Raw genomic sequence first — 12,668 nt, forward strand, 5'->3', positions numbered from 1 at the left:
ACAGATGAGCGACCAGTTAAAGATGGACAGCGGGAAGATAGGCGGTGCGGTCGAATGCCTCGGCTTGACGTTCCCGAGTGATGCGGCGCGGCGGGAGCATTTCTTGGGGCTGTTGGCCGAGAAGCTCAAGGATCCCACGTTCCGGAAGCAGGAGGGGTTTCCACAAGGGACGGATGAAGCAATTTTGGACTTGTCGGATCCGCCTTATTACACAGCGTGCCCGAACCCATGGTTAGCTGAGTATGTTCGGCATCATGGAACACAATACGATGTATCTGATGATTATAGGAAAGAGCCCTTCGCCGCAGACGTGAAGGAGGGTAAAAATGCGTCGGTCTATAATGCCCACAGCTATCACACGAAAGTGCCGCACAAGGCGGTAATGCGCTACATCCTTCACTACACACGGCCGGGTGACGTGATACTGGATGCTTTCTGCGGTACCGGCATGACGGGCGTCGCAGCACAATTTTGCGGAGATAGGCGCGAAGTCGAGTCATTGGGTTATCGAGTTGATGATCATGGCAACATTTTCGAACAGCAGGACCAAGTTGGTCAGTCAAAATGGGTGCAAATTTCTCGGCTCGGTCGACGCTTTAGTTTGCTAAATGATCTCTCTCCCGCAGCGTCTTTCATTGCGCGCGGTTTTAATGCTAGCGTCGACATCCTTGATTTTGAAAAACGTGCTCAACTAATTCTAGATTCCGCAAGCGAGCGTTTCTCATGGATGTACCAGACGCTCCATCAACCGAGCGCGGAGAACGCAGAGCGCGCTGCAGCCCACGTTGAAGTGGAAGCGAGGCCGGATCTGAGCCAATTTGGCCAGGTGTCCCCCGTCAGCACCAATGGCACAGATTTGAGGTTGTGATTTAAGGAGGGTTGGGGCTTCGTCGTAGTGACGAAGGAACGAAGATGAAGACCCAACCCTCCGTGAAAAAATCCCCTCCCAAGAAGGCCCCAGCTGAGCGGGTGGTCAAGGATATCCGCCGAGCAACCCGGCGCCATTTCTCTGCCGAAGAAAAGATCCGCATCGTGCTGGACGGCCTGCGTGGTGAGGACAGCATCGCAGAGCTGTGCCGCAAGGAAGGCATCGCCCAGAGCCTGTATTACACTTGGTCGAAGGAGTTTATGGAAGCAGGTAAGCGCCGGTTGGCCGGTGATACCGCCCGTGCCGCGACCACTGGCGAGGTGCAGGATCTGCGCCGCGAAGCCCGCGCCCTGAAGGAATGCGTGGCCGACCTGACGCTGGAAAACCGTTTGCTCAAAAAAAGCATGATCGCGGATGGGGGCGACGAAGAATGAGGTATCCCGCATCCGAGAAGCTCGAGATCATCAGGATCGTCGAGCAGTCCCACCTGCCTGCCAAGCGAACGCTGGACCAACTCGGCATCGCCCGGCGGACGTTCTACCGCTGGTATGACCGCTACCTCGCAGGCGGCCCGGAGGCGTTGGCGGATCGGCCATCGGCTCCAGGCCGGGTGTGGAACCGGATCGCGCCCGAGGTGCAGGACCAGATCGTCGAAATGGCGCTGGAGCAGTCCGAGCTGTCACCGCGCGAACTGGCGGTGCGATTTACCGATGAGCGCCAATACTTTGTGTCCGAAGCTACGGTTTACCGCCTGCTCAAGGCCCACGATCTGATCACCAGCCCGGCATACGTCGTGGTGAAAGCGGCTGATGCGTTCCATACCAAGACGACCCGGCCGAACGAGATGTGGCAGACCGATTTTACCTACTTCAAGATCATCGGGTGGGGCTGGATGTATCTCTCCACCGTGCTCGACGACTTCTCGCGCTACATCATCGCCTGGAAGTTGTGCACCAACATGCGGGCCGAGGATGTGACCGACACGCTGGATGTAGCGTTGGTCGCATCCGGATGCGACAGCGCCACGGTGTTGCACAAGCCCCGGCTGCTCAGCGACAATGGTCCCAGCTACATCGCGGGCGAACTGGCTGAATACATCGAGGCCAACAAGATGAGCCACGTGCGCGGCGCCCCGATGCACCCCCAGACCCAGGGCAAGATCGAGCGCTGGCACCAGACCCTTAAAAACCGCATCCTGCTCGAGAACTACTTCCTGCCCGGCGACCTTGAGGCCCAGATCGAGACCTTCGTCGAGCACTACAACCACCGCCGATACCACGAGAGCCTAAACAACGTGACGCCCGCAGACGCCTACTTCGGCAGGGCACCAGCCATCATCAAACAACGCGAAAGGATCAAGCGACAGACCATTGAACATCGGCGCTTGCAACACCGTAAGCTCGCCGCCTAAAACCCAACAACAGACGAGGCCCGCACTCCGCTAATTTACGCCGCGACCTGTGCCAAATGTTCTGACGACGGACAGGCTCGTACACCTGCGGTGGCTATAACGGATAGCGACGACGACGAGACATTGGATGACCGTGCCCGGGCAGACGAAGAGGCTTGGGGCAAGATGCTTGCTCAACTGATGGAGGGCGAGATCGCCCGCCTGGACGAGCTGCTTGAGTTGGCTGAACCCATTCAGCATGAGCGCAAAATCGAGCGACTAGTCGACCTCATCGAGACCGATTTGCCCACCGGCGAGCCAGTGCTGCTTTTCACAGAATACAAAGCAACCCAGGCTCTCGTCGTAGATGCCCTGCATGATCGATTTGGTCACGGTTGCTGCGGCTTCATCAATGGTGATGAACGCTTGGACGAAGTCACCAAGGCGGACGGTTCGCGGGGCCCGAAGAGTTGGTCGCGCGATGCGGCAGCAGAAGCCTTCAACCAAGGCACGATCCGCTTTCTGGTTTCAACCGAGGCAGCGGGCGAAGGGATCGATCTTCAGGAGCGCTGCGCGACCCTTATTCATGTCGACATGCCATGGAATCCCATGCGCCTTCATCAGCGTGTCGGCCGGCTGTCGCGCTACGGTCAGACAAGACCGGTTCAAGTGTTCATTCTGAGGAACCCAGACACGGTGGAGGCGCGCATTTGGGACCTCCTGAACGCCAAGCTCGAGCGGATCCAGCGCACCTTGGACGAGGCAATGGATGAGCGAGAAGACATCAGCCAGCTCGTCATTGGCATGAGTGGTCCAAGCGCTTTTGAGAAGATCTTTGCTGCAGGCCAGACCCAGCCGCGAGAAAGCCTCGATCAGTGGTTCGACCGGGAATCTGCTACGATTGGCGGCGAAGACCTAGTCGATAAGGTCAAGACCATGCTTGGCAATGTCACTCGCTTCGACTTTGCTCAAGTTGGACGAAATCTTCCGCAGGTTGATCTGCCGGATCTCGAACGCTTCTTCTCGATGATGATGGAATCGAAGGGACGGCGGGTGTTCCGGAGAGACGATGGTCTCGACGTTCTGACGCCCGAGAAATGGGCCGATGAAGACTACGCCATGCAGGATCGGTACAAGGGGCTGCTGTTTGATCGCAATGCTCGCTTGGGCAACGGCGAAGGCCCAACCCGTCTAATTGGCGTGGGGCACACACTTTTCGATCGTGCGTTGAAGGAAGGGGAAAGCCTCCAATGGGCTCTGGCGACCTGCACGCGATTGCCCGCTCCCCTACTTATCGCCTCAGTCCAGGATCAGATCACTGGCCAGGACCACTCGGTTACTCAAATTATCCTAGGTGCTTGGCGCGATAACGCAGCTCAGATCCATGTTCTCCGGGACTGGGAAGTCCTTCAGTTATTGAACACGTTAGGTCGCTCGGACAATCCGAAGTCGCCTGAAATCGATATCTCGCAGATGCGGGCGTTAGAGGCTGATCTCCTTGATGCAATGTCGCAAAGTTTGCTGACTGTCGCGGACATGATGACCCGTCCTGGCATTCGAAGCGAGATAATGCTCTTGCCGGATCAGAATGCCGATACGTGACGGCCTGGACCGATTGGAGGAGAGGCTGCGCACTCTCCGCTGCGGGGCATGTTTTGCTGGTTACCGTCCTCGTTTCTGCTATGTTCCAAGGAGCAGCGAGATGAATGCGATCATGAGCAACTTTGACGTCGATACTGGTAACCGACCTGCATCCCGGAATTGGGAAGGCCTGTCGGAGCTTGATCAGGCGCTCCGCGAGAATCGCCTGATGGAATATCGTATCAAAAAGTCGTGGGCCGACCCTTGGGCGCGCAGTCTGACGATAGCGGTCCTGTTCGTCATTGCCGCTGGTTTTTCATACTTGGCTGGCGCGTCTTTCGGACTGTGGTGACTGTCGCAGGTCACCACTCTTTCACATCATCCGCTGCTTCCGCACTGGCACCTTGGGCACCCTTGGTGATCGCGTCCAGACGTCCCCTGGAGCCGGTAATCTTCTGGCGACCGGCCGCCTGAGCTCTTTGCACCTCTTCATGGAGACCGTCGGCACCCACCCGGGGCACTGAACCGGAACCCCCGCCGCCGGTGTGTGCCCGACCGCGCACTGAGTCTGCGCTTGAGATAGCCGGTCTGGATACGGGCAAACCGGGGGTGAGTACGAGACGATCGTCGATCCCGTCGCGAAGCTGTTCAGTATAGCTTTCAATGAACTTTGCCTGCAAAGCCTGCCCTTCCGGACTGAGCTGGAAAGTGATGTCATCGAACCGCGCATTGCCATAGAAATCGCGGTTGCTTTCGATCTCGGCAAGACCCCATTCGCGGTAGGCTTGGGACAGATTGAGGCTGCCTGCAGCGCTGTTTCCTTCGAAGAATGACGCCTGGCTCTCGAGACGATTGGCAAGCTCCTCGGATCGGCGAGCCTCGATAGTGAAGCTCTGCGCTTCCGTCAGAGAAGCATTCATCCCGTTCGCGGTGCTTGAGATCGACGAGCTTGATGAGGTGCTGACCGAGCGGACGAACCCATCGCGGGTGCTCGACCAGTTTCGGCTGTCAGACATCTGGGACAGGCTCCCAAAGATCCGGGAACGGTCTTCGGATGCGATGCCGATGTCGCTGTCGGTCCATGTGCGTGTCCCGCCGCCCTTCAGGCCGACGTTGGCAGAAGCTACTCCGTTTGAAATGCCAGCTTTGGCACCGGCCTCACCACCTAGGAACCAAGCCGTAGAGATGTCATCGGCCGCTCTGCGCGATAGCCCGAATTGCCGCTGCAGATTGGTCGATGCCTGATCGACCTCACTGAATGCGGTCTGGATGCTGTCGGAATTGGAGGTGCCGGTCGCGCTTTCGAAGGATGCGCCTCGGCTGAACTGGTCTCTCAGCTCGCGGAACTTCGTGACAGCGCTGGCCGTCGATTCCGTGGCAACATTGGCATAGGTCTCGCTGTTGGCACGGGCCTGAGATGCCATCGTCGACAGGCGTGCCGTGAACTCCTGGCCCAGCGTTGGCGTGAATGGATAGCTGGAGGTCGGAATCTGGTCGTAGCTGCTGTCCGGAAAGCTCGTGGTCATTGCCCCGGTATCGCTGAAGGTCCTTGTCTGCGGCGCGCCGTACGTGAAGCTCGGCGCAATCGTTCCTTGCGCAAACTGACGAGTGAGAACGCTCGAGTTTTCGAAGCTGGTGTTGCCAAGCGAAACATTGCCAGTGCTCGCCTCCCGGGCCGCTTCCTCGGCCGCGTTCTGGCTCGGATTAAGGTAGCTCGTCGCGTGGTGGGAGATTGCCATGGCGCCCTTGGCCACACCGCCTGCCAGAAACGGCACCGATGCGATGAGATAGCCGGCTAGCAGTCCGATATCGCTGTTGACGTCGGCCATGCCGGTAAAGCTTGCCAGGCTGAGCCCGTTACTGCCCGTGACCGCGCTCATGTCAGCCGCGCCCTTGTACATCAGCATCATGTGGAGGATCACAAACAGCGGCCCCCAGGCCGCTAGGTAGAAGAAGCCTGTCACATAGCCTTTGAGGGCGACAGGTCCCGTCTTGGGGAGCAGGAACAGCGGGAAAAGCACCGGAAACAGCGCGTAGAAAAGCACTGTCAGCACGACGTTCAGGAGCGGAACCCACTTCATCGCGTTGCTCGCGATTGAGCCATAGGTCCGTTCGGTCTGAATGTCGGCGCGGGTCTGGGCGTAGACGTCGACATTGCCCGTGCCGCTGCTGCCGGACATCGAGTGCATGGCCTGGCTCATCGCGTTGATGGTCAGCGTCTGCTTGAAAATCTCGGACGCGTTGGCCGAGACGCCGGTCAGGTACTGATAGGCTACCGGCAGGTCAGCAAAGAGCTTCGCCTTGGCGAGCGCGGCTGTCTGGTTGGGGTAAAGCTGACGGCCGAAAACAGATCCCATCGCGTCGATCAGCCCGGTCCATTGCGCATTGAGCGTGTCGAAGGCCTCGCGGCAGGTGACAATGTTCGAGCTCACCTGGCCTGAAGTGGCATCCCGAGTCAGGAAGCGTTGCGCGCGCGCCTGGCTCCCCGGCGCGATCGTCGCCCAGATGTCGCCAGTTTCCGCGAGCTCCTTCATCGAGTAGCGGCCGAGCAGCACGTCGTAGAACACGCATTGCCGGAAATGCTCGTCGAGATTGGCAGCAAACTCCGGGTCGGAAACCCGCAAGGACCGCGTCGCATCGTAGAGCCGGGCGCCGTAGATCATGCCGTTCTTCGAATAATTGAGATCACCCGGCAGGCCGAACACCACCTCGGCCGACCCCGTAAGATAGTCGCCGACCTGGCTGGTGAAGCTCGCCATCAAGGCGAGGCCCAGCGGCACGTTGCTGACATTGGCCGGGGCAAGGCTCGGATTGAGCCGGTCGGTCACATGGACATCGAGCCGCGGCACCATGAGGCAGGAGTAGATAAGGGTTGCACCAAGGAACCAGTTGATCCAGGCGCGCCAGTCCTGATTGAACGCAAGGGTGATGGCGGACAGGCCAAGCCCCATCACCATCACCACCTGGAGCAGGCTCTTGTAGCCGCCGTTGCCGGTCCAGGCGGCAACCGCCTGGAAGACGTTGACCAGATAGTCCCCGCCGCCGACCGTGAAAATCTCGACCATGTCTAATGTCCCGCCTGGATGTGGTTGGCCCGGTCAGTGGGTGAGGGCGCGGCTCTGGACGCCGCGCGACCAGTCCAGCGATGCGGCCATTCCGGGCGACATCGAGGAGGCCAGCACGTTCTCGATGAACGCCGTCTTCTCGATGATCTGCAGCACCGCACTGACCTTGAGATGCGTGTTGGCCTGCCGGTCAGCGAGCGCCTGACGCACGACATTGACCTGGTTCTGCCACATCGCGATCTTGGCTTCGTCGGCCCCGATGAAACTCGACATCGAGCGGCCTGCCTCGCTGACGATCCGGTCGAGCACGGCAAACAGCAGGTCGACACTGGCGATCTCGGCCAGAGTTTCGCGGTCGTCAGTCGGCATGCCCCGGCCATAGGCCGCCTGGACGGTCAGGATCTTGTAGAGCGGGATGGACGCGACTTGCAGCAGTTCCTTCTGCTCTTCGCTGATCGCGGTATCGTCGCGGATGGCCTGAACCATGCCGCCGATGAGCGCCGCCACGCGCGGCCGCAGCGCTTTCGATGCCGGCAGGCTCAGCGACTTGAAGCCCGGGTTGAGGCACTTCTCCGTCTCGTCGCAGTCGAAAATGAGGACGTTGCCGTTCGTCGTGCCATCCAGCAGCGAGGTGACGAGCGTGGACGAGGCTTCGCCGACGATGGGCACGAACTTGCCCGGCTCATCGTCCTTGGGGGGCACGTAGATGATCGTGCCCAGCAGCGTCATCGCGTATTCGGCGAGCTCTTCGTCGAACCGGCCGCCCGGCGAGAAGAACGCCGACTTCTTCAAAATCGTCCAGGTGTAGTTTCGCGGCACGCCGGGATTGACGTCATCGTATTTGCCCGAGCCTTGCGCGGTCGTGCTCGAGCGCTGCCCCCTGGTGCCGCAGCCATGCTTGGCAGCGGCATAGTCGGTGAAGATCCCTTCGGAGTTGCCAATCGCTTCGCAGATTGCCTTGTCGGCAAGGTCGCCCTTCGGCCAGATCCCGCCCACCAGACCCTGCGCCATCTCGCAGGAGTTGATGTTGAGATTGTTCATGAGCTGAGCCTTCTGGCTGAACTCCTGCATGATCTTCGAGCATTCCGGGCAGACCGTGTCGATCGCCAGGCTGAAGGCGAAGCCGACCGCATTGTTCGCGACTGCCTTCAGCATCGCGACGATCTCGCTCGCGTTGATGAAGCTGAAGGACCCGGCGAAGATGTCGATCCCGCCGCAACCGGCGCGAGCGCGCGGCAGCTGCAGGTTGGCAATGTTGGTCGTCTTCTGCGGAAACCGCGTCCAGACATTGCCGAGGCTGTAATAGCCGGCCGACTGCCCCTGGAACGCGGTCGGTCCGTTGACGTTGGCAGCGCCTCCGACGTCGTTCAGAAACGAGTCCATCGAACTGCCAACATCGGCCGATGCGCCCGAAAGCGGAAGGGTGAGGGGGATGGCGGCGGCAAGGAGCGCAGCGACGGCTCTTTTCATCCTAGTAGTCACGTCCAGCTTCCTTCGATGTGAGGAGGTAAATCCGGTCCTGCAGCTCGTCGGCGCTCATGACGCCGTAGCCGATCGGTATGGGGCGGCCGGTCTGCGCGTCCCAGAGCACGACCGCTGGCGTGACCTTGGGCTCAAGCCCCATGCGGCTGCGCTGGTTGGTCTCGACCGTGTAGTTCGGGAAATGCCGCGACGGGCCGCCGTCAGTGGAAATCGCGCGCACCGCGATATGCCAGGTTGAGGCAACGCTCTGCACGATCGGTGACATGACTTCGCAGGCGCCGCAGCTCTGGGCGAAGAAGTAGAAGAGCCCGTAGCGCTCGGAGAGCTGGGTCATCGCGGCGTTCCGTTCCGCGCTTCGCGAATCCTGCCATTGGCGCTTTCCGAGCGTCGAAACCGGGCGCTGCAGCGTGTAGTCGAGCTCGGGATCCTGCCAGATCGCCCGCTGCCAGACGTCGCTGAAGAGCGAAGCTCGGTCGAGCTGGGCGCGCTGGAAGCGAATATAGGCCGTCACATTAGCTGGCGTCGGCTCGAGGATCGCCCTGGCCTTCAGTTCCCGCAATGTCGCCGTGATTGCGTCCAGTTGGCTGGTTGCGCTGGCTGCAGGCGCGGGCTCATCCTGCTCCGGCGGTTTGGGCCGATCGCAGTAGAACCAGTATCCGAGCCGCCGCTCCTCGCAGTATAAGCTGTCCTGGCGTTCGGCAGACTGCGCATTGGGCGGCGCATCGGCTCGGGTTGCGGCACTCTGGGCGAGCGCCGGGGATGACAGGGAAACGGCGTTGGCAATCGCACAGGCGGCAAGCAGCCGCCACGCGGCCTTACTGGCGGGCGCGGGCATAGTAGTCCTCGATCTTCTGTTGGATGTCCTGGGTGGCCTGCAGCTCGTCAGGCAGGCGAGCGGCGTCGGTGAACTCGGCGTAGACCTCGCTGAAATCCATTTTCGAGAGGTCGAGCCGGGCAAACTCGTCGATGGTGAAGCCCTGGCATTGCTCGGCCTTCGGCTTGCCCCAGGGCTTGTTCAGCTGCTGGCGACCCTGTTCCTGCAGGATTCGCGAAAGCTTGGATTCAAAGCAGCAGTAGACCTTGCGCTTGGTCAGGCACACGCCAAGAAAGGAGGATGAGCAATAGGTGCCGACATAGGCGCACAGACCTTGGGCATCCTTCTGATGCAGCAGCATCTCCTCGCGGCTGCAGCCCAGCGCTACGAGCAACTGGATGCCCGGGATAAGCGGGAAGCCCTTGCCCTTGCAGCAGTTGAGAATACCAAAGACCTTGGACGAGCAGCTTTCGCGCGTCCCTTTGAACAGGGTGAGATTGTCCGGATCGAATTCGCGGCGCGCCTGGTTCATCGCGTTCAAGGCGACGGCCGCGTCCTTGAACTCGTCGTTGGCCTCGCGCTGGATGGTCTCGCATGAGCCATCGATACAGTAGACATCGCCGTCGCAGATAAACTGGTTGGTATTTGCAGGCTGGTCCGGAACCGGGCAATCATAGACCCGCTCCCAGGTGCGGCAGGGCTCGCCCGCGAGGCAGTCTTCGCGCACCAGCTTGCAGCCCGGAGTGGCTTCAAGCGTCTGGCAGTCCTGTGCCTCGGTGAACTGTGCGCAGCTGTAACTGCGGCTCCACGCCCAACAAGGCTGCGTCACTGCAATGCCATCGATGATGCGGGTGACCGGATCGCTGTCTGTGCACGTCTCGGTGTCCTGCTGACATGAGGTGTCGGCAGCGAGACCAGCACACTGGCTTTCATCGCGCGTGGTGGTGACGACGTTCTCGCCCGTCACCGTATAGGGCGTCGCGCCCTCGACCGGTGCGGTGCAACTGACGAGATCGACCCTCAGATCGCCGGAGTTGCAGCCCCAGTAGATCCCGAAATAGGGATCGCACAGGTTGATCGGGTAGGACTGCGTGACCGTGCACTGCGGCGCGGAGTAGCGGTTGCAGTTGTAGACCGAAGCCGGATCAACCCCGCTGCCGCCAACGCAATAGTAGCCGTATACCTGCCGCTGCTCGACCCGCGCGGTCAACGTCACGGGGCAGGTCCGCGTTTCCTGTGTCGCCGTATAACCGACATTGCAGGTCGCCATGTAGCGCGCCGCGGTTCCGCTGGCCGGCGGCAAGGGCACGCAGCGTCCCTGCGAGCCGCCGATGGCCATTCCGCTCGTAAAGGCGAGCGGGTCATCGCTGATCACATTGCTGCGCGCGATCGTTGCATCGAGATCCTGCGGCGCAAACCGGGCGCGCCGGTCCATCGAATCCCGCATGGCCTTGTAGCCGGTGTTGGTCGTCGCCTGGCTCGCCGCCTCGCGGCTCATCCGGTCCGGATCATCAAAATAGCCCGATTGGCTTGGCGTTCCGCCAAAATTGGGGATGCGGTTTGCATCGGGGTTGGTCGTTGCCGCGCTTTGCGCCGAGGCAGCCTTGTCCCGCCCAAAAGCTTTGCCGTCGGCCTTGGCGGCATCGGTTGTGGTCTGGGCGTGGAGCGGCCCGGTCAGGGTGACCAGGAGCGCACTCAAGCACGCGACAGATAGGAATTGCCGTTTCATGGAACCTGCCTTTCAAGCCGGGCGAGGTGCTGGGCCGCAAGCAAAGCACCGGGGCCACCGCCGCGCGCGAAAGTCTCGAGCGCGTAAGAAGCGCTGACATTGCCGCTCATCCGGTCGTGCGGTGGGACCTGAGTCCTGCAATCGAACCCGTCGCACAGATCGAAGTCGCTGCTGGTGACCACGTAGGTGGGCACGGCCTCGATCCCGAAAGCACGGAAGAGCCGCGGGTCGATGCCGACGCCGTTCAGTTGCTCGCCGGGCTTTGCCACTTTGGCCAATGCGGCCGTGAGGGCCTTGGCGCTGTTGCCGGGCAGACCGCGCAAGGCGACGATACCGCCAGCCTTGGTCACGTCGTAGATCATCGCGCGCAGCGCTGCCGGCGGCATCGAAAGCGAAGCAAAAGCGATGAACCTTGGCGCTTCGCCCATGCCTTCGCTGGTCATGGTGCCAGCGTCGGCCACCATCCGGTCAAAGTCGAATGTGATGGCAGGATCAGGCTTCGCACTTGCGGCGGCCTCACGGGCGTAGCGGCGAGCATGCACCTCCGCCTCGTCGGAGCTCGTCCTCGCCTCGCGCGCCAGAGTTTCGGCTCTGGCGCTGGCATTGGCGGACAGCGCGTCGGCATCGCCGGCGCTCGCACTGGCCCGCGCCCGGATAGCGGCTAGATCGAGGTCCGGTTCGGCCGTCTGTGCAGATGCTCCCGCCAAAGCGGCAAGGCTTGAAAGCGAGGCGACTACAAGAAGATCAAGAAGCTTTTTCATAGCGCGCAGCAATTCCGCTTGCGCCAGACCAGGTAGCCCATGTCCTCGCCAATGGCGGGATAGACCTGACCTGCCGACATGAAGGTGGTGGAGGCACCAATGGGCGCGCAGGCGTAGCGGCCCTTGGTCTGCGGATTGGGATTAGTGGCCTGGAAGCGGTATTGCTGCTTGCGCATCACCGGCATCAGGTACTTGCCGCAAAGCCCTTTGCTGCCCATCGTCCCCCAGGCGACGAGCTCACGGTGGAGCTTGTAGGAGAAGCGGGCGAGCGCGAGCCGCGACGCCTGGACATGGCCAATCGTTGCTGAGACATTGCCGTTGAGCGGATACATCGTGCCCTGGCAGCCCGCGCACCAGAACAGCTCGTCGGTCGGCAGCTTGGCCGTTGCCGCCACACAGTCCGCTGCACAGGCCGCAAGCGCCAACGGATTGGCGAACAGCACCGCCTCGGGATTGATGATCGCGGTTAGCTCGCTGTCCTGCCAGAGCGGATCGATCTCGGTGATATAGAGGATGTCGATCGAGCCGGACTCGAGGCACAGGAAATCGGCGACGATCTCCATCCAGTAGATCAGCGGATAGGCATACCAGTGGACATGCCACTGCGAATTGTACTGGGTGTTGCCGCCGACCGCCGATGGCCCCGCCATCGATTTGAAGCCGATGTCGAAACCCGGATCAAGCTTCATCCCGCCGAGATTGACGAAGCACCAAGGCTTCATGCTGACGTCGGCAAGCCGGACCGGCTCCCAGAACCCCATGGCGATGCCGGGCCGAAGCCCGCAGAGGCAAACGGGGAGAGCTGGGTTGCTCGTATCGGGACGGCTCGACGGCCAGATCTTCAGGCCACCGATCGAGATCGGGAACAGGCATGACCAGCAGATGTCCGTGATCGGATTGACGAACTTGCCGGTGCAGCGGCCAGGACCGGCCGCAGCCTGGGCCGGAGCGGCTGAGATGATGTTCATGCTGGCGAGC

The 12,668-nt window shown here is 61.1% G+C and carries 10 protein-coding genes; 4 read left to right on the plus strand and 6 right to left on the minus strand.

Going from position 1 to position 12,668, the window contains the following annotated elements; genetic code table 11:
* The first annotated feature begins 4 nt into the window (after positions 1-4).
* The 4 genes from NSE01_RS18410 to NSE01_RS18425 all read left to right on the plus strand — a co-directional run bounded on the left by NSE01_RS18410 (position 5) and on the right by NSE01_RS18425 (position 4,191).
* On the plus strand, positions 5-868 hold the full coding sequence (locus NSE01_RS18410) for a DNA methyltransferase (protein ID WP_147161131.1): 864 nt from the start codon (positions 5-7) through the stop codon (positions 866-868).
* Between the two features lie 44 nt (positions 869-912).
* Positions 913-2,279 (plus strand): IS3 family transposase gene (locus NSE01_RS18415; RefSeq protein ID WP_120222458.1). Its coding sequence is split into 2 segments (ribosomal slippage): positions 913-1,264 and positions 1,264-2,279, totalling 1,368 coding nucleotides; the frame shifts between segments, so codons are not numbered across the junction.
* 123 nt (positions 2,280-2,402) lie between these two features.
* On the plus strand, positions 2,403-3,860 hold the full coding sequence (locus tag NSE01_RS18420; protein WP_147161132.1) for a C-terminal helicase domain-containing protein: 1,458 nt from the start codon (positions 2,403-2,405) through the stop codon (positions 3,858-3,860).
* 100 nt (positions 3,861-3,960) lie between these two features.
* Entirely contained in the window at positions 3,961-4,191 is a 231-nt protein-coding gene (locus NSE01_RS18425; RefSeq protein WP_147161133.1) for a hypothetical protein, read from the plus strand.
* A 10-nt stretch (positions 4,192-4,201) separates the two neighbouring features.
* On the opposite strand, the gene NSE01_RS18430 is transcribed toward NSE01_RS18425, so the two are convergent.
* Genes NSE01_RS18430 through traU form a run of 6 tightly spaced genes read right to left on the minus strand, consistent with a single transcriptional unit; the run spans position 4,202 to position 12,658 of the window.
* Positions 4,202-6,904 carry a conjugal transfer protein TraG N-terminal domain-containing protein gene (locus tag NSE01_RS18430; RefSeq protein WP_147161134.1) on the minus strand — a complete coding sequence of 901 codons (2,703 nt, stop codon included), beginning with the start codon at positions 6,902-6,904 and terminating at the stop codon, positions 4,202-4,204.
* Between the two features lie 33 nt (positions 6,905-6,937).
* Positions 6,938-8,374, minus strand: coding sequence for a conjugal transfer protein TraH (locus NSE01_RS18435; protein ID WP_147161135.1), 1,437 nt, complete (start codon positions 8,372-8,374; stop codon positions 6,938-6,940).
* A 1-nt stretch (position 8,375) separates the two neighbouring features.
* On the minus strand, positions 8,376-9,221 hold the full coding sequence (locus NSE01_RS18440; RefSeq protein ID WP_147161136.1) for a conjugal transfer protein TraF: 846 nt from the start codon (positions 9,219-9,221) through the stop codon (positions 8,376-8,378).
* A complete protein-coding gene (locus NSE01_RS18445; protein ID WP_147161137.1) occupies positions 9,202-10,929 on the minus strand; it encodes a conjugal transfer protein TraN in 1,728 nt (575 codons plus the stop codon). Before NSE01_RS18445 ends, NSE01_RS18440 begins: the two co-directional genes overlap by 20 nt.
* Positions 10,926-11,690: a type-F conjugative transfer system pilin assembly protein TrbC gene (gene trbC, locus NSE01_RS18450; RefSeq protein WP_147161138.1), complete on the minus strand. Its 765-nt coding sequence runs from the start codon at positions 11,688-11,690 to the stop codon at positions 10,926-10,928. Before trbC ends, NSE01_RS18445 begins: the two co-directional genes overlap by 4 nt.
* Positions 11,687-12,658 carry a conjugal transfer pilus assembly protein TraU gene (gene traU, locus NSE01_RS18455; protein ID WP_291549028.1) on the minus strand — a complete coding sequence of 324 codons (972 nt, stop codon included), beginning with the start codon at positions 12,656-12,658 and terminating at the stop codon, positions 11,687-11,689. The genes trbC and traU overlap by 4 nt, the downstream gene beginning before the upstream one ends.
* Positions 12,659-12,668: the final 10 nt, after the last annotated feature.

The organism is Novosphingobium sediminis, assembly GCF_007991615.1.
GTDB lineage: Bacteria > Pseudomonadota > Alphaproteobacteria > Sphingomonadales > Sphingomonadaceae > Novosphingobium > Novosphingobium sediminis.